Annotated in this window: 26 protein-coding genes and 1 pseudogene; 7 read left to right on the forward strand and 20 right to left on the reverse strand. The window is 65.2% G+C overall.

The genetic code is table 11. From position 1 onward, the window contains the following. Positions 1–85 precede the first annotated feature (85 nt). Together F3J20_RS20285 and F3J20_RS20290 are read left to right on the forward strand one after the other, a co-directional pair. Positions 86–826, forward strand: coding sequence for a 3-ketoacyl-ACP reductase (locus tag F3J20_RS20285; protein ID WP_167039505.1), 741 nt, complete (start codon positions 86–88; stop codon positions 824–826). Positions 827–1,004: 178 nt separating this feature from the next. After that, positions 1,005–1,409, forward strand: coding sequence for a Fis family transcriptional regulator (locus F3J20_RS20290; protein ID WP_167039503.1), 405 nt, complete (start codon positions 1,005–1,007; stop codon positions 1,407–1,409). 68 nt (positions 1,410–1,477) lie between these two features. Here F3J20_RS20290 and F3J20_RS20295 read toward each other — a convergent pair whose 3' ends face one another. Both F3J20_RS20295 and F3J20_RS20300 read right to left on the reverse strand, forming a co-directional pair. After that, entirely contained in the window at positions 1,478–2,233 is a 756-nt protein-coding gene (locus tag F3J20_RS20295; protein WP_167284347.1) for a 4'-phosphopantetheinyl transferase superfamily protein, read from the reverse strand. Positions 2,234–2,358: 125 nt separating this feature from the next. Further along, entirely contained in the window at positions 2,359–3,315 is a 957-nt protein-coding gene (locus tag F3J20_RS20300) for an AraC family transcriptional regulator (RefSeq protein WP_167284348.1), read from the reverse strand. A gap of 102 nt (positions 3,316–3,417) precedes the next feature. Here F3J20_RS20300 and F3J20_RS20305 point away from each other — a divergent pair, with 102 nt between their 5' ends. After that, a complete protein-coding gene (locus F3J20_RS20305; RefSeq protein ID WP_167284349.1) occupies positions 3,418–4,662 on the forward strand; it encodes a DUF1479 domain-containing protein in 1,245 nt (414 codons plus the stop codon). 11 nt (positions 4,663–4,673) lie between these two features. On the opposite strand, the gene F3J20_RS20310 is transcribed toward F3J20_RS20305, so the two are convergent. Then, complete coding sequence (locus F3J20_RS20310; protein ID WP_167284350.1) at positions 4,674–5,384, reverse strand: hypothetical protein; 711 nt, start codon at positions 5,382–5,384, stop codon at positions 4,674–4,676. Continuing rightward, a complete protein-coding gene (locus tag F3J20_RS20315; RefSeq protein ID WP_167284351.1) occupies positions 5,381–6,787 on the reverse strand; it encodes a selenium-binding protein SBP56-related protein in 1,407 nt (468 codons plus the stop codon). Before F3J20_RS20315 ends, F3J20_RS20310 begins: the two co-directional genes overlap by 4 nt. A 244-nt stretch (positions 6,788–7,031) precedes the next feature. On the opposite strand from F3J20_RS20315, the gene F3J20_RS20320 reads away from it, so the two are divergent. Continuing rightward, complete coding sequence (locus tag F3J20_RS20320) at positions 7,032–7,829, forward strand: sulfotransferase (RefSeq protein ID WP_167284352.1); 798 nt, start codon at positions 7,032–7,034, stop codon at positions 7,827–7,829. A 108-nt stretch (positions 7,830–7,937) separates the two neighbouring features. Here the strand turns inward: F3J20_RS20320 and F3J20_RS20325 are convergent, their stop codons facing one another. From F3J20_RS20325 to F3J20_RS20340, 4 genes are all read right to left on the reverse strand, one after another. Then, on the reverse strand, positions 7,938–8,825 hold the full coding sequence (locus F3J20_RS20325; RefSeq protein WP_167039489.1) for an ABC transporter permease: 888 nt from the start codon (positions 8,823–8,825) through the stop codon (positions 7,938–7,940). Then, on the reverse strand, positions 8,822–9,679 hold the full coding sequence (locus F3J20_RS20330; RefSeq protein ID WP_167284353.1) for an ABC transporter ATP-binding protein: 858 nt from the start codon (positions 9,677–9,679) through the stop codon (positions 8,822–8,824). The genes F3J20_RS20325 and F3J20_RS20330 overlap by 4 nt, the downstream gene beginning before the upstream one ends. 69 nt (positions 9,680–9,748) lie before the next feature. Then, entirely contained in the window at positions 9,749–10,825 is a 1,077-nt protein-coding gene (locus F3J20_RS20335; RefSeq protein WP_167284354.1) for an ABC transporter substrate-binding protein, read from the reverse strand. A 57-nt stretch (positions 10,826–10,882) separates the two neighbouring features. Next, positions 10,883–11,728 carry a TauD/TfdA family dioxygenase gene (locus F3J20_RS20340; RefSeq protein ID WP_167284366.1) on the reverse strand — a complete coding sequence of 282 codons (846 nt, stop codon included), beginning with the start codon at positions 11,726–11,728 and terminating at the stop codon, positions 10,883–10,885. 574 nt (positions 11,729–12,302) lie between these two features. On the opposite strand from F3J20_RS20340, the gene sfnG reads away from it, so the two are divergent. Beyond that, positions 12,303–13,409 carry a dimethylsulfone monooxygenase SfnG gene (gene sfnG, locus F3J20_RS20345; RefSeq protein ID WP_167284355.1) on the forward strand — a complete coding sequence of 369 codons (1,107 nt, stop codon included), beginning with the start codon at positions 12,303–12,305 and terminating at the stop codon, positions 13,407–13,409. Positions 13,410–13,495: 86 nt separating this feature from the next. Here sfnG and F3J20_RS20350 read toward each other — a convergent pair whose 3' ends face one another. The 12 genes from F3J20_RS20350 to F3J20_RS20405 form a co-directional block, all read right to left on the reverse strand. Continuing rightward, the gene (locus F3J20_RS20350) at positions 13,496–14,491 is read right to left on the reverse strand and encodes an MxaL protein (RefSeq protein ID WP_167284356.1); all 996 of its coding nucleotides are present in this window, start codon (positions 14,489–14,491) and stop codon (positions 13,496–13,498) included. Continuing rightward, positions 14,488–15,075, reverse strand: coding sequence for a tetratricopeptide repeat protein (locus tag F3J20_RS20355; protein ID WP_167284357.1), 588 nt, complete (start codon positions 15,073–15,075; stop codon positions 14,488–14,490). The genes F3J20_RS20350 and F3J20_RS20355 overlap by 4 nt, the downstream gene beginning before the upstream one ends. Further along, the gene (locus F3J20_RS20360) at positions 15,072–16,058 is read right to left on the reverse strand and encodes a vWA domain-containing protein (protein ID WP_167284358.1); all 987 of its coding nucleotides are present in this window, start codon (positions 16,056–16,058) and stop codon (positions 15,072–15,074) included. The genes F3J20_RS20355 and F3J20_RS20360 overlap by 4 nt, the downstream gene beginning before the upstream one ends. Beyond that, the gene (locus tag F3J20_RS20365) at positions 16,055–16,933 is read right to left on the reverse strand and encodes a calcium incorporation protein MxaA (protein WP_345889904.1); all 879 of its coding nucleotides are present in this window, start codon (positions 16,931–16,933) and stop codon (positions 16,055–16,057) included. The genes F3J20_RS20360 and F3J20_RS20365 overlap by 4 nt, the downstream gene beginning before the upstream one ends. A gap of 122 nt (positions 16,934–17,055) precedes the next feature. Next, positions 17,056–17,919, reverse strand: coding sequence for a VWA domain-containing protein (locus tag F3J20_RS20370; protein ID WP_167284360.1), 864 nt, complete (start codon positions 17,917–17,919; stop codon positions 17,056–17,058). Between the two features lie 29 nt (positions 17,920–17,948). Beyond that, the gene (locus tag F3J20_RS20375) at positions 17,949–18,971 is read right to left on the reverse strand and encodes a MoxR family ATPase (protein ID WP_167284361.1); all 1,023 of its coding nucleotides are present in this window, start codon (positions 18,969–18,971) and stop codon (positions 17,949–17,951) included. A 301-nt stretch (positions 18,972–19,272) separates the two neighbouring features. Then, positions 19,273–20,244 (reverse strand): LysR family transcriptional regulator, encoded by a 972-nt coding sequence (locus tag F3J20_RS20380; protein ID WP_205192684.1) that lies wholly within the window; start codon positions 20,242–20,244, stop codon positions 19,273–19,275. Between the two features lie 41 nt (positions 20,245–20,285). After that, the gene (locus F3J20_RS20385) at positions 20,286–20,591 is read right to left on the reverse strand and encodes a carboxymuconolactone decarboxylase family protein (RefSeq protein ID WP_240158832.1); all 306 of its coding nucleotides are present in this window, start codon (positions 20,589–20,591) and stop codon (positions 20,286–20,288) included. A 221-nt stretch (positions 20,592–20,812) separates the two neighbouring features. Beyond that, positions 20,813–21,508: a hypothetical protein gene (locus F3J20_RS20390; protein WP_167284367.1), complete on the reverse strand. Its 696-nt coding sequence runs from the start codon at positions 21,506–21,508 to the stop codon at positions 20,813–20,815. 50 nt (positions 21,509–21,558) lie between these two features. Then, complete coding sequence (locus tag F3J20_RS20395) at positions 21,559–22,470, reverse strand: substrate-binding domain-containing protein (RefSeq protein ID WP_167039466.1); 912 nt, start codon at positions 22,468–22,470, stop codon at positions 21,559–21,561. A 33-nt stretch (positions 22,471–22,503) separates the two neighbouring features. Continuing rightward, positions 22,504–22,926, reverse strand: a complete 423-nt coding sequence (locus F3J20_RS20400; protein ID WP_167039464.1) for a c-type cytochrome — start codon at positions 22,924–22,926, stop codon at positions 22,504–22,506. A gap of 202 nt (positions 22,927–23,128) precedes the next feature. Further along, positions 23,129–24,946: a methanol/ethanol family PQQ-dependent dehydrogenase gene (locus F3J20_RS20405; protein ID WP_167039462.1), complete on the reverse strand. Its 1,818-nt coding sequence runs from the start codon at positions 24,944–24,946 to the stop codon at positions 23,129–23,131. Positions 24,947–25,372: 426 nt separating this feature from the next. Between F3J20_RS20405 and F3J20_RS20410 the strand changes: the two genes are divergently transcribed. Together F3J20_RS20410 and F3J20_RS20415 are read left to right on the forward strand one after the other, a co-directional pair. After that, positions 25,373–25,762, forward strand: a complete 390-nt coding sequence (locus F3J20_RS20410) for a 4a-hydroxytetrahydrobiopterin dehydratase (RefSeq protein ID WP_167284362.1) — start codon at positions 25,373–25,375, stop codon at positions 25,760–25,762. Positions 25,763–26,161: 399 nt separating this feature from the next. Beyond that, positions 26,162–26,392 (forward strand): annotated as a pseudogene (locus tag F3J20_RS20415) (beta-ribofuranosylaminobenzene 5'-phosphate synthase); the annotation flags it as partial.

Below are 26,392 nucleotides of genomic sequence, written 5' to 3' on the forward strand. Positions count from 1 at the left end.
TCGTCCGGCCTGCGGGCGGCTGCCAATAATATCCCCATCCTCCGAATCGACTCGCTGCACACCACCCCAGAAAGAAGGAGGACTTATGGCAAATCGTATTGCCTACGTAACCGGCGGCATGGGCGGTATCGGTACCGCAATCTGCCAGCGCCTGCACAAGGAAAATTACACGGTCATCGCGGGCTGCGGCCCGAATTCGGCACGCAAGACCCGATGGCTCGAAGAACAGAAAGCGCTAGGTTATAACTTCGTCGCATCGGAAGGTAACGTCGCCGATTGGGAATCCACCGCGAAAGCGTTCGAAAAGGTCAAGAAGGAAGTCGGCGAAGTCGACGTGCTCGTCAATAACGCGGGTATTACGCGCGACGGCGTATTCCGCAAGATGACGCATGAAGACTGGAACACGGTGATCGACACCAATCTCACGAGCCTGTTCAACGTGACCAAGCAGGTCATCGACAGCATGGTCGAGCGAGGCTGGGGCCGCATCATCAACATCTCGTCGGTCAACGGCCAGAAAGGCCAGTTCGGGCAAACCAACTATTCCACCGCGAAAGCCGGCATTCACGGCTTCTCGATGGCATTGGCGCAGGAAGTCGCAACCAAGGGCGTGACGGTCAACACCGTATCGCCCGGCTATATCGGCACGGACATGGTGCGCGCGGTCAAGCCCGAAGTACTCGCGAAGATCGTCGAGAGCATTCCGGTCAAGCGCCTCGGCGAACCGGAAGAAATCGCCTCGATCGTCGCGTGGATCGCCTCGGAAAGCGCGGGCTTCGCGACGGGTGCCGACTTCTCGCTGAACGGCGGTCTGCATATGAGCTAACGGAAACGGCAGCGCATTTCACGCGGCGTGAGCGTGTCCCGCTTCAATGGACACTTCATCAGGTTCCAGATGATGTCGCGGCCCGGCGCGAGCCGGCCGCGTCAGTGAGCTTATGGCCAGAAAAGCGAGCCCTCCTCACGAAGCACACGCGAAATCGGCCCCGTCGCGCTCGAAGGCGATGCTGCAGCCGATCGTGCCGGCCAAAGCGGGCGAAATCTCGCTCGACTATCACATGACGCTCGAAGCATTGCGCAGCGGCGTCGGCAATCAGTATCACGTCGGCAGCATGGCGCAAGCCATCTATATGACGATGCTGCTCAATCAACGCGGCTATGGCGCCGCGATGCCCGATCTGTTTCGCGACGCCGAAAGCGTCATTTTGCGTTGCCGTCAGGCGGGACTCGAAACAGGCGTCTGTGCCGTCGATAGCGATGCCTATGCCCTGCTCGGCCAGGTGCTCACGCTCTTCGATCAGCAACTCGCGGCCGCGCCCGTGCAGGAACTGATTGCCGTCAACGCGAGGCTGAAGCAGTTGTTCAGCACGGCCAATGCACAGCGCGACGGTAAAGAGCTGGCGCCGTAACGCGCGAGTGTGCTGTTGCTATTCATGCAATGCGCGTCGCGCTTACCCCGAGTACTCACACAGAGCGTTCACCCGGAACGTGCAGCGACATCGCGCGACCATGCGATACAGCCGCAATAACCTGGCGACACGGCAAGCCAAACCGCATCGAGCCCGGTAATCAGGCTTGCCCTACGCGCGCTCGCATCGCTGACCTCGACACGCGGCTCATGCCGTGCGTCGCCGAGCACCGAAAACCACGTCATGCCATCGCCGATGCCGACGCCAAGCGCTTTCAACAACGCTTCCTTCGCGGTCCAGACGCTGAAGAACGCATCGCCCCGCTGCTCCACCGGCAACGCCGCCACGCACGCCTCGTCGCCGGGCGCGAATACCGCGGGCACCAGCGCCTGCCAGTTCATGTCCGTGCGCGCGACCTCGATGTCGACACCGACCCTGCCCCGCGCGGCAATCGCGATCAAGGCATGCCGGCCTGAATGCGATACGTTGAAGTCGGGCTGCGGCTCCTGAGCCGGCACGAGTCGCGGCCGGCCCGCGGCATCCCGCTCGAAACGCAATTCAGCAGCCGCCACGCCGGTTCTTTCGGCGAGCAGGCGGCGCAATACGACGCGTGTCGCCGCATGGCGCAGCGTATCTTCGTGGCGCTGGAAACGCACGGCTTTCGCGCGCTCGTCGGCGGAAAGCACGGCGAAACAGGGGTGGTCGAGCGTCGCGTCAAAGTCGAACGTAAGACAGAAGACTTCGATACCGGCTGCGCGCGCACGTGGCACGTCGAGCAGGTGAACGTCGAAATTCGGTGCAGCAGTGGCGGTCGTCGAATCCATTCGAACGGGATGGTAAGGCATGCCAGTAATGGCCAATGCGGGTTTGCATCATTTACCTGAAACGAACGCGGGCGGCAAGCTCGCTTCATAGGGCCAGCAGTTACGCTGCCGGCCCATACCGTCTGCTATCGGCCACGCCTTGCCTCCCGTCGCCCTGTACTCAACGACGGCGAACGCTCCGTCAGCGGCGGCACGGTTTCGTCTTCCGCCTGCCGTGTTCCCGTGAATTGCTGCCGGTATGCGGCCGGTGTCAGTGCCTTCGCTGTCTTGAACTGTCGGTTGAAATTGGCGACGTTCGCAAATCCCGAGCGTGTCGCGATCACCGAGACCGGCAAGCCCGTGCCGGTCAGCAGCCGACATGCATGACCGATCCGCACGCGCGTGATATAGCGCCCCACGCTCTCGCCGAGATGCTGTGTGAGGTGGCGCGTCAGCGAACGCTCCGAGAGACCCGATGCTTTTGCCAGCGTCGCCAGCCGCAACGGATGCGCGAACTGCGTGTCGATCAGCGCCAGCACGCGATTGAGCTGATCGGGCTGATAACCGGACGGCGCACCCGTATGCGCATCGAATGCACCCGGCGACGCGAGCGGCGCCCCCGGCGTTTGCGCGAGCCAGTCCAGCACGTCGAGCACGGCCTTCAGACGTTCGCGCGGATCGGCCGACAGCAGCCGCTCGAGTTCGCCGCGCAAACGCGTTCCCGCGCCGTTTTCAAAAGCGAGCCCGCAGGCCGCGCGCCGCAGCAGATTGCACAAACCGTTGTACTCGGGACAGACGTCGGCGAGACGGCGTACCCAGGCGCCGTCGAACCAGATCACGATTGCGACCTGCGGCGCCGCTGCATCGATCGAACGATTCGACGCCCACGTATGCGGCAGATTCGGCGGCACGAGCACGAGATCGTCGTCGCCGTACACGGCCACCGAATCGCCGATGAACCGTTTGCCGCGACTGTTCATCGTTAGTGTCAGTTCGTACTCCGGGTGATGGTGCCATTCGAACGGGATTCGCGGCAGACGCCGGTGGTACACCCGCACCGAACAGCTCGCACCGAAATCGACGTGCTCGTAGGCTGCCTTCATGACCGGATTCGCAAAAAGATTGGCCCGATCATATCACTGGCATGAGCGGCGCCGCAGTACGCTTTCGACATCGCCATCACCATCGATAAAGGAGACGACGCCATGGCATTACAGATTGACGACCTGCCGGCAGCCATCGGAAAAGCCAAACGGGAACTGCGCGACAGGCTGCCCAATTACCGCGAGGTATTCGCCGAAGTCGAAGCGGCGATGACCCGCGAAGCGCAACAGATCGCGGCGCTGCGCGAACGCGGCGAAGCCGTGATTCCCGAGATCCGCTTCGCGGACATCGCGGCGAATCGCGTGAGCGCCGACCAGATCTCACTCGTCAAAGCGCGCGGCGCGTGCGTGATTCGCCAGGTGTTCAAGCGCGAACTCGTCGAGCAATGGGATCGAGATATCGCTCACTACGTCGAGAGCAACAACCTCGATGCGAAGCTGCTCAACCGCGCGGAAGACAAGTACTTCGGCCAACTCGCTTCGAGCAAGCCGCAGATTTACGGCGTGTACTGGTCGAAGCCGCAGGTACTCGCGCGGCAGTCTCCCGCGCTCACGCAGGCGCGCGTGTTTCTGAACCGCCTATGGCGCAGCGAAAGCGAAGGCCGCGTGCATTTCGACCCTGAGCGCGTGCCCGTTTACGCGGACCGTCTGCGCCGCCGGCCGCCCGGCTCGGCATCGCTGGGACTGTCCGCGCATTGCGACGGCGGTTCGGTCGAGCGCTGGATCGAGGCGAATTTCCGCAAGGTGTACCGGCATGTGTTCTCGGGCAACTGGCGCGCCTACGATCCGTTCGATGCCGCCTGGCGAACCGAGGTCGAGGAAATTCCGTCGCCCGCGGTGTGCTCGATGTTCCGTACCTTCCAGGGTTGGACCGCGCTCACGCCGCAAGGTCCCGGCGACGGCACGCTTCAGCTCGTACCGATCGCGAACGCGATGGCTTATATCCTGCTGCGCGCGTTGCAGGACGACGTCGCCGACGACGACCTCTGCGGCGCGATGCCGGGCCGCGCGCTGTCGATCAAACCCGAATACCACGCGCCGCTATTTCAGGCCCTTTCGTCGATTCCGCTGATGCAGGCCGGCGACACGGTCTTCTGGCACAGCGACGTGATTCACGCGGTCGAGGACGCGCATCGCGGCAAGGGCTATAGCAACGTGATGTACATCGCGTCGGCGCCGTCGTGCGCGAAGAACGATGCCTATCTGAAGCGGCAACTGGCGAGCTTTTGTGACGGCACGAGTCCGCCCGACTTTCCGGCAGACCATTTCGAAGCCGATTTCGTCGGACGTGCAACGGCTGCGGACCTGACGTTGCTGGGCCGCGAACAGATGGGCTTCGATCTGTAGCCCGAATCGATTCAGCCGCCGATGCCCGACACACCGGACACGCCGGGCATGCCGTCCATGCCCATATTCAGGAGCAGCGACAACGCGCCAACCAGAATCAGGCTCGACGCCCACAGCGCATCGAGATTGAACCAGCTGCGCGAAACGAATCTGAGCCCGAGGTAACGATAGACGAGCCATGCGAGCGATCCGCCGGCCATCATCATCGCGGCCGCGTGAATGACGGAGACCGATACCGCCATGCGTAGACTCGTTGCAATCAGCGTTCGCGCGGCCCGATGCGCAGCGTCGGGATCGTCGGCACGGCACAGACCGAGGTAGATCGGCACGAGCATGAGCCCGGCGCCATGCGCGAGCGCCACCGCGAACGACCAGAGCGCAAGACGCGACGGCGGAATTCTCGCGAGCACGCGCGGATGACGGCGCCGAATCAGCAAAACGATGCCGAAGCCGATCACGAGCACACTCGCGCCAACCTGTATTTCATGCTGCCACGCGAGCACGCCGAGCAGCATCGCGAATGGCAGCATCATCAGCAGAATCGCGAGGACGTGCCCCACGGCGAGATAGGCAAGCGCGCTCCACAGTGCCTTGATGCGCCGCTCCATTAACGCATTCGACACGGCGAGCGGCCACCCCATCGCGGGATTGAGCCCGTGATACACACCACTCGCGAGGACGGCCAGCCACAGGCCGGTTTGCGGCGAAACGACGCCGCTCAAACGCCCACCGACGGGTAGCAGAACGAATCGGTCGAACAGTCGCCGCCTTCGAGCCGGATCTGATGCGCGCGGTAGCCGTCGGGAAACGTGACCCAGTAGTCGTCGGACAGCGTGAGGCCGCCGTTCGGCGCCGCGTGCGCCATCACCTGCACGCCGGGCACGCCGTCGGGATAGAACTGGTCGTCCCACGTCGAATAGAGCGAATTGGTCCAATAGACGCGTTGGCCGTCGCGACTGATCTCGACCATTTGCGGTCCGCCCGCGAACGTCCTGCCGTTCGGATGCGGTGTGCGCCGCTCGATTCCGCCGATACGCACCGAGCCCGTCAGCTTCGGCTTGCGCGGTTCGCTCACGTCGTATTGGCGCATCTCGCCGGTTCCCCAGCAGGCAACGTAGAGGAATTTGTCGTCGATGGACAGATCGATGTCGGTGACGAGCGGCGGCACCGCGCCGAAGCCTCGCAGCAGCGGCGGCAATTCGTCGGCGGGCGCGGGTTCGGGCGGAATCGTCGCGGTCTTCTCGATGTGGAATGTCCCGCCTTCGCGCCACCACGTCCAGATCGAACCTTCGAGATTGGTCGTATCGACCACGACGCCGACAAAGCCGTACTCGCGGCTCGGATCGTGCGCGGGCCGCACTTCGAGCGCCATCTGATGATGCGCGCCGAGATCGAGCGTCTGCACGTTGCGCCGCGCGCGCAGATCCCAGAAGTGCACGCGGTGTCCGTACTTATTCGCGAGCAGATCTTCCGGCACGATGCCGTTTTCGAATTGCGGCGGCAATGCCCATTCGCTCGACACCATATAGTCGCGCGGCAGATTCCACCAGAAATCGTAGTGCTTTTCCTGCGCACCGCGTTCGATCTCCCAGCGGCCGAGCACCTCGAACGTCTGACAGTCGATGATAAAAATCCCCGGCGGCCCTTCGGTGCCGTCCTTGCCCGCGCCGCCGAGCGTGCTGACGTAAATGCCTTCCGGTCCGCAATGCACGGTGTGCGGACGCGAATAGCCGGTCTTGCGGAAGATTTCCTCGGGCTCGATGATCTTGTGGATCTTCGCCTGGGTCGGATGCGGCTTCGTATCGACGATATAGATACGCGAAGAACGCATGCCCGGCACGATCAGATAGCGCCGTTCGAGAAACGCATGGCCGGTCAACGGCGAAAGCGCGGACGAACACGCGTTCCAGCCGAAATGATGAAACTCGTCGCCCTTGTACGGCACCTGCACCGTATGAACGACCTGGCTATACGTCGGCGAACCGGGCTTCACGTCGATCACGGCAAGCGCATCGGGCTGCGAAAAATCGGGACTCAGCAACGCCGTGTAGGCGTATTCCTCCGCTGGCGCGTCCATCGCGAGTTTCGGCGAGGCATGAAAAGTGGGATCGGGGCGCATTCCCATGGCGGCACTCTCCTTCTCCGTTAAGCGGGGGCATAACCTTAAATTTGTAGTCCAAGGCGCAGCCGGGGGCAACCGGAAATTTGCCCGTGCCGCCTTGTGCGCGGCGAACGGCGCAATGGTATGCCGCTTGCTCGCAGCAGATACATACAACGGCACGCGCAGCCGCTCAGAACGGTCACGCCCGCGTCAGGTTCTCGCCATCTGTCGTGCGTATGCTGTGAACGATGAATGCTCAGGAGGACATATGGACTCTGCCCCGCTTTTCATCGTCGGTTCGCCGCGATCCGGCACGACCTTTCTCTGCTCCGTCCTCAACGTTCATCCACTCATTCAATTGACCAACGAATGCCGGATTTTCGCGTTGCTCAAGAACACGCTCGAAGCGGGCGGCACTCGGCCCGATCTGCTCGGCGTGGCCCAGCGCGAGCACTTTCGCCATTTCTGCCGCCGCACGCTGGGGCCGTGGGTCGAGCGTTTCTATCGCGAAGAACTCGGCATGACTGCACCGATCTGGGGCGACAAGCATCCGTCCTATGCCGATCCGACCGTGCTGTCGGGACGCGCCGGTTCGATCGAACGTCTGCCGCGTTCGGGGTCGTGTCTGCGCTTGATACGCGAATTGCTGCCGCAGGCGCGCTTCATTCATATTCACCGCGATCCGCGCCACGTCGCCAATTCGCTGCTGCGCAAGCACTGGATCGGCTCGATCGAAGACGGCATCCGCGTCTGGGAGCAATACGTGAACGAGATCATCGGCTTCTTCGCCGAGATTCCCGCGGACCGCGCGCTCAACGTGTCGTATCGCCGGGTGATCGAAGACCCGCGCACGACGGCGGCAAGCATCGGCACGTTTCTCGACGTGGCCGATGCGTCGCCGATCAGCGACTTTCTCGTCTCGCAGCACCGTTGTCCGACGCCATTCAGCGATCCGGTGACCGATATCGCCGATCTGTACGTGGTCCCCGACGAACCCGCCGACGACGACAAACTGCTCGCACTGGCGGGCACGGCGGCGACGCATCTGGGCTATGCGGCGGCGTGAGATAGCGGCGTGAGGCAGTAGGCAGTGGCCTAAGACAGCGACATAAGACGGCAGAATAAGCCGCCGACGCGCGGCCCACTCACGGCACACCGCCCCCCTGCGCGCCCCTTACTGCTGCACACCCCAGCGCCGCACTGTCACGCGTTCGAGCGTATCGAACACGAGATGCTCGACCAGCAAACCAATCACGATCACAGCGGCCAGCCCCGCGAAAACACGATCCGTGTACAACTCGTTGCGATTCTGGAAGATGTACCAGCCGAGCCCGCCGCTGCCGGAGCTGGCGCCGAACACGAGTTCGGCCGCGATCAGCGTGCGCCATGCAAACGCCCAGCCCACGCGCAGGCCGGCCAGAATCGACGGCAAGGCGGCCGGCACCAGAATCAGCAGCACGTGGCGCATGCCCGTCAAACCATAGTTGCGCCCGGTCATGCGCAGCGTGGCCGGCACCGCCTGAAAGCCCGAGTACGTATTGAGCGCGAGCGGCCACAGCACCGAATGCACGAGCACGAACAGCAGGCTGCCGGTGCCGAGGCCGAACCAGAGCAACGCGAGCGGCAGCAAGGCGATCGACGGCAACGGGTTGAACATCGCGGTCAGCATCGACAGCAGATCGCGCCCCACGCGGGTCGACACCGCGAGCGACGTAAGCACGAAAGCGAGCGCGGCCCCGAGCAGATAGCCGCGCAGCAGCACGGATAGCGACACCGCGGTCTTCACGAGCAGTTCGCCCGACCACACGCCCTGCACGAATGCGCTGAACGTCGCGCCGAAGGTCGGCAGCAGCAGATCGTTGTCGATGATGCGCGCGGCAACTTCCCATGCGCCGATCAGCACCAGCGCAATCAGCGTCTTGCGCAACCAGCCCTGCGCGAACAGACGCGTTGCCGGCGACAACGGCGCTTCGGGCGCGAGCGAGTCAGGCAGTGCAAGCGATTCGAGCGGCCGCTCATATTCGTCGCGAACCGGCGGCCATAGCGTAGCGGGCGTACTCATTGCACGATCTCCGTCGTCTCGTTCTGTTCGGTCGCTTCGGTTTGCTCGAACAGCAGGTGATGAATGCGCGCGACGCTGCGCTGAAAATCGGCACGCCCGAAGCTGTCCTGCGAATACTGATGGCTATTGAGCTCGGCACGCACGCGGCCCGGATGCGGCGACAACAACAGAATCCGGTTGCCGACCACGAGCGCCTCTTCGATCGAATGCGTGACGAACAGCAGCGTGAAATTCACCTCTTCCCACAGCCGCAGCAGTTCTTCCTGCATCTTGCGGCGCGTGAGCGCATCGAGCGCGGCGAACGGTTCGTCCATCAGCAGCACGCGCGGCTGCATCGCGAGCGCGCGGGCAATCGCGACGCGCTGCTTCATGCCGCCCGACAACGTATGCGGATAAGCCTGCGCAAACGCGGCGAGCCCGACCTTGTCGAGATAGTGCAGCGCGCGCTCGTGGGCTTCGGCTTTCGAGAGCTTCCGCGCGACGCGCAGCGGAAACGCGACGTTCTGCGCGACCGTCTTCCACGGCGGCAACTGATCGAACTCCTGGAACACGACGAGGCGATCGGCGCCGGGGCCGCGCACGCGTTGACCGTCGAGCGTGATCGCACCCGCGCTCGGCTCGATAAAGCCGGCCACCGCCTTGAGCAGCGTGGACTTGCCGCAGCCGGACGGCCCCAGCAGCACGAAGCGGTCGCCGCCGTAGACGTCGAAGCTCACGTCGTGGGTCGCGCGCACGAGCCGCTCGCGCGTGCGGTATTCGAGGCTCACGTTTTCGACCGTGAGCAGCTTGCCGCTGGTCGCCGGCGCCGCCGGCGCGGCGTGCTCGGGAAACAGCAGGGTAGGATTGGCCGCCATCAGAGCCCCCCCTGCGAGAGCGTCGGATCGATAAGCAGTGTCGTGCCTGATTTCATATTCAACCTCGATTCAACTTCCGGCGGCCGTCGCCGGATCGTCGAAGAAATAGTCCTTCCAGGAAACCGGTTCGTTCTTGATAACGCCGACGCGATGCATGAACTGCGCGAGCCCGAACGTGTTCTGCGGCGCGACCTTGAACTGCACCTGCGGATTCGCGATGATCTTCACGAGCAGATTGCGATCGATCTTCGACTGGTTCGTGCGGATATAGATATCGGCCGCGGCTTGCGGATTCGCGTTGATGAATTGCGCGGCGTCGGCCAACGCGGCGACGAACGCGCGATACGTCTTCGGATTCCCGTTGCGGAATTTCTCGGTAGCGTAGAGCACCGTTGCCGAACTCGGCCCGCCGAGCACGTCGTACGAATTGAGCACGATATGCGCCTTCGGATTGCCGGCCAGTTCCTGCTCCTGAAACGGCGGGTTGCCGAAATGCCCCGTTATTTCCGTGCCGCCCGCGATGATCGCCGCGGCCGCGTCGGGATGCGGCAACGCCTGCGTGTAGGGGTCGAGCCGGTTGTAGTCCTTGTCGCCCCACCGTTTGGCCGCCGCGTATTGCAGCACGCGCGCTTGCACGGAAACGTTCACGGCCGGCAATGCGATGCGGTCCTTCTCCGTGAAATCGGCAATCGTCTTCACGTTGGGGTTGTTGCTCACGAGGTAGTACGGCAGATTGCCGAGCGACGCGACGCCCTTCACGTTCTGCCGGCCGCGCGTGCGGTCCCAGATCGTCAGCAACGGGCCGACGCCGGCCCCGGCGATATCGACCGCGCCCGACAGCAGCGCGTCGTTGATCGCCGAGCCGCCCGAGAGCTGGACCCAGTCGACCTTGATGTCGAGCCCTTCCTTGCGCCCTTCCTTCTCGACGAACTGCTGGTCGCGCGCCACGTTGAGCAGCAGATAAACGATGCCGAACTGCTCGGCGACACGAATCCGGCCTTCGGCATGCGCGGGCGCAGACACAGAGAAACTCGCGGCAAGACCCGTGGCAAAACCCGCGGCGCCCATCGACAGGCTCAGCAATAGCGCCGTGCAACGGCGGGCAAACGACGGCCGCGCGGCGGTCGAACGAAAACGGAACGGCATTGAAACTCCAGTCGGCGTGCGGTGCGATCGGTGTTGGGGTGATGAAAGACGTGACGCTCAGAACGGCGCATCGCCCTCGATCGTCGTGCGATACAGCTTGCGGCGCAGATGATCGGGCGTGCCGGCCGCGAGATGCATGAGCGAGCGGTTGTCCCAGAACACCATGTCGTGCTCGGCCCAGCGATGCCGGTACAGATGCTCGGGGCGCACGCTGTGCGCGAACAGTTCCGCGAGCAAGGCTTCGCTCTCGTCTTCGGGCATGCCGATGACGCGCGTCGTGAAATGCTCGCTGACGAACAGCGCCTTGCGCCCCGTTTCCGGATGCGTGCGCACGATCGGATGCACGACCGGCTTCACCTGGGCGATCTGCTCGGCGGACAGATTTGGCCGCCACGGGCTGCGCTGCTGCAATTCCGCGTATTTCGCGAGGTAGGTGTGTTCGGCCGTGCACCCTTCTACCGCCTCACGCAGATGCGCGGGCAACGTGTCCCACGCGAGGTGCATGTTCGCGAACAGCGTGTCGCCGCCTTCCGCGGGCAACTCCTGCGCATGCAGCAGCGAGCCGAGGCTCGGCTTGTCCTTGTACGACAGATCGGAGTGCCAGTAGTGGCCGGCGTCGCCGAGGCCGATCGGCTTGCCGTTCTCGACGATGTTCGACACCACCAGCACCTCGGGGTGGCCCGGCAACCCGAACTGATGCAGCACATGAATCTGCAGCGGACCGAAGCGGCGGCTGAAGGCGATCTGCTGCTCGGGCGTGATGCGTTGCTCGCGAAACACGAGGACGTGGTGTTCGAGATGCGCGCGATGAATGCGCGCGAAGTCGTCGGCGGCAAGCGGCTGGGCGAGATCGAGACCGAGCACTTCGGCGCCGAGCGGGCCGTCGAACGCGCGAATCTCGATGTGCTGGCCGGCATGGAAACGGGCGGCGGCGCTGGCCGTCGGGGTAGCAAAGGTGCCGCGCGCGGCGGAAGCGGTAGTCGTCACGGGAAGCTCGTCGTCGAAACTGTTCAGCGGACACCAGGGGAGCGAAGCCCCCAAGGCGCGTTCAGTCAGACGAATTTACCGGCCCGCGCACGCAAAGCCAACGAAGCAAATCCGATACGGTTATCTGCTGGAGTGATAAACCCGATGCTGCAACGCGTCGCGGGCCGTCGGCGCCATTTGCGCGCGTTCGTTTTTTACCGCCAGGAGCGTCGGCAACCGCGCCGCGCGTCCCAACGCGGCGGCCTCGTGCCGCGCGAGCCTCACCCGCTGCTCACCCGTTATTCACCCCAGCCCCACGCCATAGCGCCAAACCTGCTTTGATTCTGAACTTTTATTGGTTCGCTTCGGCGTGCCCGCTCGCTACATTGAACAATCGTCGGCGCGGGTCCCACGGCTCCTGACAGGCTCTTTACAGGTCCTGTCCGATCCCATCCATCACAACGCACCGCTCGCCGCCCGCACCGTTCCATCACTTCATGAGGTAATTCGCATGAGCCATTCCCTCTCGCATGACGACGCCGTGAAGTTCGCCTACTGGGTGCCCAACGTGAGCGGCGGCCTCGTCGTCAGCACGATCGAGCAGCGCACCGACTGGCGCCTCGAATACAACCAGAAGCTCGCGCAAACCGCCGAGCAGGCCGGCTTCGACTACGCGCTAAGCCAGATCCGCTTCACGGCCGGCTACAACGCCGAGTATCAGCACGAGTCGGTATCGTTCAGCCAGGCCTTGCTGCACGCGACCACGAAGCTCAAGGTGCTGGCGGCGATCCTGCCCGGCCCGTGGAATCCGGCCGTGGTCGCCAAGCAGATCGCCACGATCGATCACATCTCGAACGGCCGCATCGGCATCAACGTCGTGAGCGGCTGGTTCAAGGGCGAGTTCACCGCGATCGGCGAGCCGTGGCTCGAACACGACGAGCGCTATCGCCGCTCGCACGAATTCATCGAAGCGCTCAAAGGTATCTGGACGCAGGACAACTTCACGTTCAAGGGCGACTTCTATCGCTTCAACCAGTACACGCTGAGTCCCAAGCCGGTGCAGAAGCCGCACCCCGAGATTTTCCAGGGCGGCAGTTCGCGCGCCGCGCGCGACAACGCCGCGAGCGTGTCGGACTGGTACTTCACGAACGGCAACACGCCGGAGAACCTCAAGGCGCAGATCGACGACATTCAGGCGAAGGCGGCGAAAAACCATCACACGGTACGCATCGGCGTAAACGCATTCGTGATTGCACGCGATACCGAGGAAGAAGCGCGGGCCGTGCTCGACGACATCATCCGCCATGCTCACGTCGAGGCGGTCGATGCGTTCGGCGATGCGGTCCGGCAGGCGGGCAAGGCGTCGCCCGAAGGCGAAGGCAACTGGGCCAAATCCACTTTCGAAGACCTCGTGCAATACAACGACGGCTTCCGCACGAATCTGATCGGCACCCCGCAGCAGATTGCCGAGCGCATCGTCGAACTGAAGTCGGTCGGCGTCGATCTCGTGCTCGCCGGCTTTCTGCACTTTATCGAGGAAGTGGAGTACTTCGGCAAACGCGTGCTGCCGCTCGTGCGTGAACTCGAAGAGAAGCAGCGCGTGAAGCAGGCTGCGTAAGCACGGCCGCGTGGTCCCACCCATGCCGAACGACAGGTGTCGCGCGCGACGTTCAGCGCGGCACTCAGCGCAGCGCAGCACAGTGCTCATTCAACCCGAGGCTTGCGCGCCCCCGCTGCCGCCCCAAAGCGCCAAACGGTCGTCCCGATGCGTTGACGGCCCGCGCGCAGCCGTTGCCAGGCCACATCGGGCACGAACCGCACGACCAGCAGCACCAACGCGAGGAGCGCCGGAATCCAGCGCAAATCGCTCGGCACCGGTTCGCGGCGGGCGAAGCGCGGGTCGAGCAGCGCATCGCCCAACGAAGCCGTAGTCCAAAGCCGGTGATAGTCGAGGCCCGTTTGCCCGGCCACCGACGCCAGATACTGGCCGCGCAGTTCGGACAACTCCTCGTGCGTCTGCGCGTTCGTGGCGGCCCCCGGCGTGTCCGGCACCTGGATCACGTCGTCGGCCTGCCAGTAGCCGATGCGGTTGCCGTCGGCGTCGCTCTTCGGAATCGCCGCCGGCTGATCGCCGCCCACGCCGATCAGCCAGCCCCGGATGCGCGCGGGATTGATACCCGGCATCAACGCGCGCGATGCCGACACGGGCGGCGCTTCCTGCCCGTCGGTCACGAAAACGATCGCCGCGTTTTCGCCGACGTCCTGGGCGACACGCACGGCCGAGTAAACGCCGCCTTCGGCAATACGGCTCCAGTTGGTCCAGCGCATGCGCCCGTCGATACCGTCGAGCGAGACAAGCAGTGCGTCATAGTTCGCGCACACCTCGACGGGCGGCAGCAACAACAAACTGCGCTGCCCCGTGAACACGCTCCAGCCGATCTTCGAGCCGCACGGCAGGCGGCCGAGCGCGTCGCGCATCGCGGCCTGCGCGAACCTCAGTCGGCTCACCGGTTCGCCGTTCAGGCTGACGTCCTCGACATTCATGCTCTGCGTGATGTCGAACGTCACGATATAGCTGAACGCGGCGCGCGGCAGCGTCACGTCCGGCATCGCCACCGCCGCGATCAGCGCGACGAGCGCGAGCGGCGTCAGGCCGTGGCGCAGTCTCGCGAAACCGCGCTCGCGCATGGCGCCGCTCATGGCAAATCCTGGCTCTGCGGGTCGCGCAGCTTGATGTTGTGCTGCTCTTTCACATCGGGCAGCGTGGGCGCGGACTGCGTCTCCGGTGCGAGCCAGAGCGCGCGTTCGAGGTTGTAGCGCACATCCCAGTCGTCGGGCGCGGCGCGCAGCGCCATCCGGTAGCGCGCCTTCGCCTCGCCGATCATCGCCAGCGACCTGACCACGCGCGCCTCGCCGTCGCCACCGCTGCCTTCGCGCAGATACATATTGCCGAGATCGAACAGCGCCGCAAGACCGATCCCGTCGAGCCGCCCCTCGTGGATCAGGCCGTTGTAGAGCCGTCCCGCCGCGTCGTAGGCGCCCGCTTTCGAGAGCGCCATCGCACGCGCGAGCTGCACCTGCGGCGGCTCATCACCGCCTCGGCCGCCACGGCCGCCATCCGCGCCCGCATTCGCGGCCTGCGCGACGCCCGGCGCCTGCGTCACAGCCGCGATCGCCCGCTCGACCTGCCCGGCATGCCGAAGCCGCATGCCGCCATACGCGGCCCACGCGGCACAGCAGATCGCGACAGTGCCGAACGCGGCGTGAATCCATCCGCGTTTCATGCCCAGCTCCTGACCTGAAAGAGACGCAGCCCGACCAGAACCGCCACGCACACCAGCGCGACCGCGAAGCAATACGGACTCCAGTCCTGCCTCGGCAAATGTTCGATAAACGTCGTCGGCGCGTTCTGCTGCCGGTTGATCTCGGCGATGGCCGCCATCATGCCCTTCGCGTCCTCGGCCTGAAACAGCCGGTAAGGCGTCTTGAGCGAAAGGAAATAGCGATGCAACTCCGCTTCCGCCGACGACTCGCCGGCGGGCAGCCGCGCATTCAGATCGGGGCTGAACACGCTGCTGCGCAGATAGATGAAGTACAGCGCAAGCTGGTTGCGTTGCAGGCCCTCGCGAATGCGCCGCTGCACGGTTTCGTCGAGCCGCGCGCCGCCATCGGAAACGAGCACGATCGCGCGGCGCCCCGAGGTGGGCCGGCCCTCGAACTGGGCGATGGCCGCGAGCATGCCGCGATCGAGCTGCGTATCCGGCATGCCGCGGCCGATCGCGGTCGCGGCAACCGCCTGCTCGATCACGCGATGGTTGTACGTGAACGGCATCGCGAGAATCGGGCTCGTACCGAACATCATGAACGCGAGCCGGTCGTTGGGACGCTGCCCGATAAAGCTCGTCAGCGAGGCGCGCGCCACCTTGTTCTTCGACTCGCCGCGCGGCGACTCGACGCCCTTGCTGCCCATCGGCTCGTCCATGCTCGCGCTGCGGTCCATCAGGATCAGGATCTGCGCGCCGCTGCCGGTGCGCTGCACCTGCAGTTGCGAGCGTCCCGGCCCGGCGAGCCCGACCACGATCGCCGCGATCGCAAGCACGCCGAAAGCGCGCGCGAGCCAGCCGGCCCAACGCCCGACGCGATCGACCGGCAGCCATGCGACGCTCGAAAACACGAGCGTATCGCTGCGCCGCGGCAGCAACGGCAGCACGGCGAGCGGCAGCAAAACCAGCAGCCAGGGGAAGTCGAAATCGAGCGCCATGGTCATCGCTGATGGCGCCGTTCGGCCCGATACAGCGCGCGGCACAGCGCCTGCAACGGAAACTCGGCGGCAGGCGGCGCGGGCGCGAAAAAGCGCTCCGCCGACACCTGATAGAAGCGTTCGAGCTGCGCGCGCAGCGGTTGCAGATGCGGCGCGCGCGCGAAGAGGCCAGGCAGCGAGCCCGCATGCACGACCTGCCCGGCCGTTTCGTTGAGCGCCTGATGCAGACAGAACCAGGCATCGCTCGAAGCCGCCGCCTGCGGGTCCGCGAGTCCCTGCATGCGCCGCCATGCGCGCGCGAACGGCAGCCGCGCCGACTCGCGGCGATTGCGCCAACCCCACCAGCCAGCCCACGCAAGCAGCGTCGCCAGCAACAGACCGAGCGCCCACGCGATCTGGCGGCGCAGGCCGGCCGTCGTCGGCAAGGGTGCCGCGCGATCGGGCCGCAACGGCAGCAGATCGCCGCCGGCAAACGGATTCGCGGGCGTCAGCGGGCCGATGCTCGCGGGCCATTCGGCCACCTGCAGTTGCGTGCCGGCGGCCGAACTCAGCGTCAACGCGGGCAGCGCGATTTGCGTGAGCGTCTGCGGCGCGTTGACGACCTGATACGCGATCACCATCCACTGGCGGCCGTCCGCATCGGTTTCGAGCGACACGGGCCGGCGTTCGAGCCAGAGACCGGTGCGGCCGACCGAAGGCGGCGTGACCACGCCGAGGTCCTGGCCGTTGGCCTGCAATAGCACGCGTTGCGTCAGCACGTCGCCGAGTACGTAGCCGAATGCGCGGGGTTCCTGCACGGTGGCGATGACGGTCGCGGTCGTGGCGGTCGTGGCAGTGGCGGCCGTCGCCGCGTTGCCGCTCAGCGCAAACGCGGCATACACGGCAAACACAGCACATGCAACACTTGCAACACCGGCTGCCACCAGCCGCGACGCGCGCCGCGCCGGCTCCTTCAACGCACGGATGAAGCCGCATCGAAGCGCACGCCGAAGCCCGCACGATCTCATGCCGTCATCTCCAGAAAGTAGCGCGACATCGCTTCGGGATCGAACCCGCCTTCGACATAGAACGGCCGGATGCCGCGCGCGCCGAACACGCCGGCCAGTTCCTCTCGGCGGCGCGCGACCCCATCGCGCCAGCGCTCGCGCATATCGCCGCGCAGCCACACCATGCGCTCCTCGCCCGACTCGGCATCGTTGACGGCCAGCAGCGACGCATGACGCGGCGGTGCGATCTCCGCCTCGTCCCACACGACCATCGGCACCACGCAGGCATGCACGAGCATGTCGAGCACCGGCGACAGTTGCGCGAGCGGCCAATGAAAGTCGGACACCACGAACACGAGCGCCTGACGGCCGGCAAGACGCGTCACGCAGCGGTGCAACCCTTCGAGCGCGCCGCGCCCGGCCGCATGGCTCGTACACCCGCGCAGCATCGTCGCGAGCAGATGGCCCATGCCGCGGCCATTGCGCGCGGGCACGAAGAGATCGTCGCGCTCGCTCGCATCGAACGCGAGCATGCCGAGCCGGTCGCCGACGCGAAACGCGCTGTAGCCGAGCGCCTCGACGAAATCGGCGGCCACGTGCAGCTTGGTCTGACGCGAGCCGAACTGCATCGACGCCGAGACGTCGACGATCACGATCACCTGCACCGCCACGCGTTGCAGATGGACCCGCACGAGCCATTCCGAGCGCGCCGCGCGCAGGCTCGCACGCAGATCGAGACGGCGCGGGTCGGGATAGTCGAACAGCCGCCCGTGCATCGCGAACTGCTGCCCCGAGCCGAAGCTCGCGCCTTGATGCGAACCGGGCCGCGCGCCGCCCGCGCGTATCGGCAAACGGTAGTGGAATTCCGCGGTGCCGTTCATGATCCGGATCGGTTCCAGGGCCCGTGCGTTCAGCGCGGCACCGCGACCTTGGCCATGATCTGCAAGATCAGCGCCTCGGCGAGTTCCTGGCGGCGCAACTCGTAGATCGGCGTGAAGAACACGCGATGCCCGAGCGCCGGCAGCAGCACTTCGTGAATGTCCTCCGGTATCAGATGCGAGCGGCCCGCGAGCCATGCGACCACGCGCGCGGCGCGCAATAGCGCGCTCATGCCGCGCGGGCTCGCGCCCGCGAGAATCAGTTGCTGCATGTCGACGCCGTCGAGCGTGATGCCGAAGCGCAGCGGCGTTTCCGTCGCCTGCCAGATGTCGAGCACGTAGCGCTCGATCGCCTCGCTCGCCTGCACGCCCTGCTGGATCGCCGCGCCGATCACGTTCAACTGCTGCCACGGCACGACCGACGCCGTCAGTTGCGAGAGCAGGCGGTCGACGTCATGAAACGCCGTGTCGAATACGAGCGCGCGCCGCGCGTCCTCGTCGGCGGGCGTCGGCATGTTCAGCTCGAACAGGAAGCGGTCGCGCGCGGCCGAAGCCAGTTCGAAGGTTTCTTCCTTCTCGACCTTGTTGCGGTCCGCGAACACGGTCATGTGCGGAAAACGGTGCTCGCGGCCGAACGCGAGCACCGAACGCTCGGCCATCGCGCGCAGCAGGAGCGACTGCACCTGCGGACGCGCGCGGTTGATCTCGTTGAAGAAGAAGGTGGTCAACTGCTCGCCGTGCCGCAAGAGCGGGCCCGGTTCGATGCGCGGCTTGCCGTCGGCGTCGACATAGGTGTGATAGACGAGGTCGCCCGGCATCAGGTCGATCGTGCCTTCGACGCGCTCGAACTCGCCGCCGACCACGTGCGCGAACGCCCGCAACACCGTGGTCTTGCCGACCCCGACCCCGCCTTCGAGCAGCACGTGACCCCGGGCGAACAGCGCAACGTTGATGAGCCTCAGGGTCTGCTGCTGGCCGATGACGACCTTGGCGACTTCGTTTTCGATCTGCTGGGCGTGAGAGCGCCAGTCCTGAAGCTGCTCGCCGGAACTCATCGCTGCGATCTCCTCCGGGTGGATGGTGGGCTTGCCTGTGCCTGCGCGCAGGCCTTGCTCGCGTGCCTGTGCGTGTAACTGTTCGCGATCCTGCCGGCCTGCGCCGCGAGCCGCACTCGCGGCTCGCCGGCATCGGGTCAAGCACGGTTTGTGCCGATCGCGCCCATGCGCGGCACGAGGTATGTCGCTTGCGAATATTTGTCAGGAATACTTGTCAGCCTGTCACGGCATGCGGGTACACACTGTGCCATCGGCGATAGCGGCGCACGTGAAGCTCATACACGCTGAACGAAGCCGGCACCTATCCCCGCCCCGTGCCGGCCGCGGGCTTCGCCAACCGGTTCGCGAATTCCGCGTACTCGCGCTCCAGATGCGTCGCCGCATGGTCGAGCAGAAACTGGCGGAACATCGTCGTGGTCGGCGAAAGCGGCTTCGTGCGCAGATGCACGATCTGCCAGGTGCGCTCGATGGGTGTGCCGTTCACGTCGAGCAGCGCGATCTCGCCGGTGCGCAGTTCGAGCAGCAGCGTATGCAGCGAGATCAGGCTCACGCCCATGCCCGCCATCACCGCCTGCTTGATCGTTTCGTTGCTGCCGAGCGTAACGACCTTCGCGGGCGTGAAGAGGTGCTGGCGAAACATCGTCTCGGCGGCCATGCGCGTGCCCGAGCCCGGTTCGCGCAGCAGGAACGTATCGCCGCGCAGCTCCTGAAGATCGAAACGGCGCGCGCCGCACAAGGGATGATCGAGCGGCGCGATCACGACCTGCGGATGGCTCGCGAGCGGCTCCGTGGTCGTGTCGAGTTCGGGCGGCGGACGGCCCATGATCGCGAGGTCGATCGCGTTGTCCTGTAGAAGCCGCAGCAGCGCATCGCGATTGCCGACCGAAAAGTGCACGTCGACCTTCGGGTACAGATGCGAATAGAGCGCGAGCAGTTTCGGCGCGAAGTAGGTGGCGGAACTGACGATGCCGACGTTGATCGAGCCGCTGTCGGCCTGCTTGAGCGACATCATCGCGTCTTCGGCGTCCTTGATTTCGCCGAGGATGCGGCTCGCGCGATGCGTGAGCACCTCGCCCGCCTCGGTGAGCGTGAGCTTGCGCGCGACGCGTTCAAACAGACGCAGCCCGACCGCGTCCTCGAGTTGGCGGATCTGCATCGACACGGCCGGCTGCGTCAGATGCAGTTCCTCGGCCGCGCGCGCGAAACTCGTGTAGCGGCTCGCCACGACGAAAATCTGCAACTGCCGCAGGGTCAGCGTGCGAATGAAATTCAGCTTGACCCGGTTCGTCGCGAAGCGCCCGCCCGGCATCGGAACTAGCCGCTCTGCTGGCCGAACGCGTCGAGCGCGCGCGCCGAATAGACGAGCGCCGCGCCCGCATTCATGGCGATCGCCACCGAGAGCGCTTCGGCCACCTCTTCGCGGCTCGCCCCGGCGCGCGCGGCCGCCGCGCTATGCACGGCGATGCAGCCGTCGCAACGGGTCGTCACGGCGACCGCGAGCGAGATCAGCTCGCGCGTTTTCGCATCGAGCTTGCCGCCCTTGGCGGCGGCGCCGTCGAGCGCCTGGTAGCCCGCCAGGGTGGCCGGCGTGGCGGTGCCGAGTTGGCCGATGGCCGCCATCAGCTTCGGTGTGTAGTCCTTGGTGTCGATCAGCATGCGTAGGCTCCAATGCGAGGATCAAACGGGGTGAGGGTGGTGGCGGAAAAACGCCGCGAACCGCGCATGCATGCGTAAGCACAGGCAAACGCGTGAGCACGTGCGAACACACATGCGCATGCGAACCCGCCCGGCACGCGTACAGCACGATCACGCGGCAACGCAGCGGCGCGTGCCGTACCCGTTCAACGGCTCGCCCTCGGCGCGTTCGACGGCTTGACCGGCGCCTGCCCCGGCGGCAACTTGCGCAGCACCGACTGGAAGCTCAGCGTCTCCGTGTGCGCCGGATGCGCGAAGTCGTTGTTCGGCCCCGGCACGTCGGTGCGAATCTGCATGACCTGGCCGGGCACGTCGTCGGCGAGCAGGAACGTGTAGCGCTTTCCGGTGTATTGCGCGAAACGCTCGGCGTTCGGATCGTTCAGATAAGGCTGCACGACGATGCGCCGCGCTCGGACCGGCTTGCCGCCGACCTCGCCCGGCACGGTCTCGATGCGCGGCCCCGCCGCGAGTGCAAGGCGCAGGCGCTGCTGGAAATAGCGGCGCTGGCCGCCTGTCAGGCCCTGCATCTCCGCGATGTCGTGCTCCAGAAAATAGATGATCGCCGGATTGCACTGCAGCCCGCCGATCGGCAACGCGACGCTGCCGCTATGGTCCGAGACCTGCGCGTCGCCCTTCGCGTTGTCCTCGCTCACCACGAGCACCTTGATGGTGTCGGCGCTATGCGACGGCTGCCTGGAATCGATCAGCGCGTAATCGAGTTCGGTCTGCGCGGCGACGCCATGCAGATGATCGGTCAGGAAGATCAGACGCTCGGCCGGCGTGATGTCGTCGCCGGCCGCCGCCCATGCCGCGGACGGCATGACCGCCAGCACCCCCGCCATCCCCAGCGCCACGGCGCCGAGCGCGCGCAGCCACGCGCGCCGCGGCGGCCTCACTGGGTCGCGTCGCCCGGCTTCGGCGCCGGCACGTCGACCGGTTTGAGCATCGGCACCTCGTAGGTGGCGAGGATGCCGTCGATCTTCTCGTGATTCGCGCCGATCCATTGATCCACCTTGTCCTTCCATGCCTTCTCGCCGTAACGCACGCCCATCGAGATCGTATAGTCGAAGCGGATGCCGGGCCCCGCCGGGAACGGCACGAGCCGGACTGAATCGCCGGCGCGCTTCGCAAAGTAGCCGGCAATCGGCCCCCACAGGAACACCACGTCGACGTTGCCCGCGCGCAGGTCCTGCTCGATCATCTGCCCCGGGTATTCGGCCGGATCGCCGCTTTGCACGCGGTACGACACGGCCTGGTCGATCAGGTTATGGCCGAGCAGCCAGTCCACGGCCGGCGTCTGCGTAAAGATGCCGAAGCGCAGCTTGTGCAGCACGTCGGGCGGCAGCTTGAGCAGATCGTCAGGTGTCTTGATGTTCGCGAACTCGGGACGGTTCGGCAGCACCATCGCATAGGTCGAGCGCAGATACGGCTGCGTCGTCGAGGTCATGTCGTAGCCCTTCGGCACGCCGATGATCAGGTCGCACTTGAAGCGCTCGCTGCCCTCCTCCTTCTCGCGCAGCGTATGGCGCACGAAGCCCATGCGCTGCGGAAAATACGTGTATTCGAGCTTGTAGCCGAAATCGCTCGCCATCTGGCTTGCGATGCGGTTCTCGTAGCCCTCGCCCTTGTTGTTCGACAACGGCATGTTGTTCGGGTCCGCGCACACTCTGAGCACGCCGTCCGCGCCGTCGTTGTTCGGCAGCGCCGGGCCGTCCGCCCGGACCGCGGCGCTGGCGAGCGCCGCGCAACAGAGCGCGCCGGCGATAACGGCGACATGCACGGACATGCTTCTCTTATCACGCATCGTGAGCCTCCGGAAGAATGACAGCGCCACGCGTTATTTGGCGTCGATGGCTTGCAGATCGCCCGGCTTGATCTGCCCATCGGAGCGACCCTTCAGATACGCATACAGGTTTTCCCAGTTCTTCTGCATCATCTGGCTCGAACTGAAATCGGGCATGCCCTTGGCCACCCGTCCGCCGAACACCGTGCGGTGAAACTCGTCCTTGTCGAGCGTCTTGAACGCGTCGATCAGCGACGGCCCGACCATGCCCTGTTGCTGCGCGCCGTGGCAGCGTTCGCAAGCGAGCGCGCGCCAGGTTTTCCATCCCAGCAGCGTCGCGCTGTCGACCTTGTTGCCGTCGACCACCTTGTACGCAACCTGCTGCGCACTCGGGGCATTGTTCTGGGCGTATCCGGCGGGCAGCAGAACGAACGCGGCGGGCAGCGCCGCGAGCAACAGGATTGATCGGCCTTTCATGCATCTGTCTCCTAGTTGAGCGCGCCCCCGGTTTCATCGACTCATCCGCAAACGGGGCGCGCGGGGTAATGCGTGGATCCGGCGGCGTGAATCCAGCGGCGTGGGTCCAGCGAGGCTGACGAAACGGCCGGCGCACTGTATCGAATGCAACCCATGCGCCGGCCGTGCCCGTGCAGATGGCCCCGCTCGTTCAACGCCTCATTCAGCTCTTTTCGTTAGGAATCGCGAACACGAACAGCGTGCCGCCGAGCGCCGTGTACTTCGCCAGCTCACGATAGCCGCCGACCGCGCCGAGACCTTCGTTCGACTTTTCCAGACCGGCCGCCATGCCGATGCCGGCCCAGCCGCCGATGCCCGAGTACACGCCGACATACTGCTTGCCCTGGTACTCGTAGGTGAAGACGTTGCCGATGATTCCCGACGGCGTCTTGAAGCGCCACAGTTCCTTGCCGTCCTTGATGCGGACCGCCTTCAGGTAGCCTTCGAGCGTGCCGTAGAAGGCGATGCCGCCGCCGGTGGCGAGCACGCCCGACCATACCGAGAACTTCTCCGGCTTCGAGTAGAGGATCTTGCCCTTGCTCGCGTCCCACGCGATGAAGTTGCCCATCGCATTGTTCTCGTTCGGGCCCGGATACATCGACAGCGTCGCGCCGACATACGGCTGGCCTGACACATAATCGACGTCGAACGGTTCGTAGTCCATGCAGACATGGTTGGTCGGCACGAGGAACATGTTCGTGTTCGGATCGAACGCGGCCGGTTGCTGGTCTTTCGAGCCGAGCGCGGCCGGACAGATGCCCTTCACGTTGTGGTCGGAACCTGCCGCCTGGGTCGAGTACGCCGCGTTGCGAATCGGCAGGCCGCTATGCAGATCGACGCGATCGGCCCAGTTCACCGCCGGGTCGTACTTCTGCGCGACCAGCAGCTGGCCGGTTTCGCGATTGAGCGTATAGCTGAAGCCGTTGCGGTCGAAGTGAACGATCGCGGGCACCTTCTTGCCGTCGATGGTGAGGTCCGACAGGATCATCTCGTTGACGCCGTCATAGTCCCATTCGTCGTGCGGGGTCATCTGGTAGACCCAGCGGGCCATGCCGGTATTCAGGTCGCGCGCGAAGATCGACATCGACCACTTGTTGTCGCCCGGGCGTTGCGTCGGGTTCCACGTGCCCGGATTGCCGGTGCCGTAGTAGACAAGGTTCAGCTTCGGGTCCCACGCATACCAGCCCCACGTGGTGCCGCCGCCGAGCTTCCACTGGTCGCCCTTCCACGACTTCAGCGACGAATCCGCGCCCACCGGCACCATCTTGCCGTCGGCATACGTCATCGTCTTTTGCGGGTCGAGCAGCATTTCGTTGTCGGGGCCGGTGCTGTACGCGGTCCAGACCGGCTTGCCGGTCTTGATGTCGTAAGCGATCAGACGCCCGCGCACGCCGAACTCGCCGCCCGAGATGCCGGTCAGCACCTTGTCGCCGAATACGTGCGGCGCGTTGGTGTTGGTTTCGCCCGCTTTCGGGTTGCCGTTCTGCGCGGTCCACACCACCTCGCCGGTCTTCGCGTTGAGCGCGACGAGCTTGGTGTCGGCCTGCTGCAGGAAGATCTTGCCGTCACCGTAGGCGAGGCCGCGATTCACGGTATCGCAGCACATCACGGAGATGACCTGGTCGTCCTGTTTCGGTTGATACTGCCAGAGGAAGGTCTGATCCTTCAGGTTGATCGCGATCACCTTGTTGGGGAACGGCGAGTGGATGTACATCGTGTCGCCGATCACGAGCGGCGCGCCTTCGTGGCCGCGCAGCACGCCGGTCGACATGGTCCATGCGACCTGCAGCTTGCCGACGTTGCTCTCGTTGATCTGCTTGAGCGGACTATAGCGGTGATTCGCATAGTCGCCCGCCTGGGCCGCCCAGTTGGCGGGGTTTTTCATCAGTCCGTCGAGCTGCGAATCGGCCTGTGCAGCCAGCGAGCTAAAGGCTGCCGATGCGAGGATCGCGAGCCCAAGAACCACAGTGCGTAAGTTCATGTCTCCTCCAGAATTGTCCTGCTGTTCAACTCACGAATGACCCACGCTACCTCGTCGCATCGTGCGCGCCTTCTCGAGTACAGGTAACGATCGGAACGCCCTATCCCGATTCGATGTCGGGCTTCGCGGCGCATGAACGGCCAACGCATATTCCATGCCGGAAATGCGCCGGGGTGGCGCGGCATGCCGGCCGCGAGCGCGAATGCGCGGCGTGCGGGTCGCGTCACGGCGGGTCTCACGGCAGGTGTCGCGGCGCTTGTCACGGCGTGTGTCATGGCACTTGCGCCGCTCGCGCGCCACCCGTTTGCGCGCGCCGCGGAGCAACCTTGGGGTGGTTGCGTCACGGAAAGCGGCACATACTGTGTCACTTCCGGGATGCGCAACGTGTCCTTTGCCCGGCAACGGGCGACCGAGGAGCAAACAGTCATGGCACACACAGAGAAGGTCTATTCCGACGACGAGATCAAACAACGCCTCGCCGGCCCGCTCGAACACTGGTATTACGAGGACGGCTGGCTGCGGCGCAAGTACCGGACCGAAGGCTGGAAAGGCACGCTGATGGTGGTCAATACGGTCGGCCATCTCGCGGAAGCCGCGTGGCATCACCCCGATCTGACGGTCTCCTATGCATTCGTGATCGTGAAGCTGATGACGCACAGCGCGAAGGGCATCACCGACAAGGACTTCGCGCTCGCCACGAAAATCGAGTCGGTGATCCACTGGCAGCCGGGCCTCGAAGGCGGGCCGCTCGAAGGCACGCCGGCCGACGACCAGCGCTTCCGCTATATCAAGTACGACGCACCGAAGGCGGGGTAAGGCGGTTGAGGCGGCGGGGCCCGCCTCATGCCTCACGCTTGACACCTCACGCAACCCCGCACCGCATCGTCCGATGAAACAGCGGGTGACACAGTGCACCTTCGGCGTCACATAGCGTCCATTCCCGCGCGGGACAGCGCGGCGCGCAACGCGCCGCACGCCGGGTCCCCCGGCCGCCGGTTTTCCCGGCACGGTCCCCGCACATCCGCGGCAAATTCTCGGCACATCCAGCCAGGCCGCGCTTCGCGCGCGCCTGGTACGGCTTCTGCTTGAAGTCCTCGGCGCGCCGCCGCGACGGCCCACGCCGCATTCACGGACGCCCTTGCGCCGGCATCTGCTCAAGCATCTGCCGAGGCGCACACCACGCCTACCTGCCAGGGATACCTAAGGACACTCGAGATGCCGCTCCAGCTTCGCCGACTCCAGCCCTGCACGGCCATCACGATCGACGCGCCCGCGCGCCTGCATCTGGGTTTTCTCGATCCGAACGCGTCGCTCGGACGCGCGTTCGGCAGCCTCGGCCTCGTCATCGACGCCGAGGGCACGCGGCTCGAAGCACGGCTCGCGGAGCGCGAGCGCATCGACGGCGCGATCGGCGCGGCCGAGCGCGAGCGCATCGCGCTGTGCCTC

It is taken from the genome of Paraburkholderia sp. Cy-641, assembly GCF_011752945.1.
Taxonomy (GTDB): domain Bacteria; phylum Pseudomonadota; class Gammaproteobacteria; order Burkholderiales; family Burkholderiaceae; genus Paraburkholderia.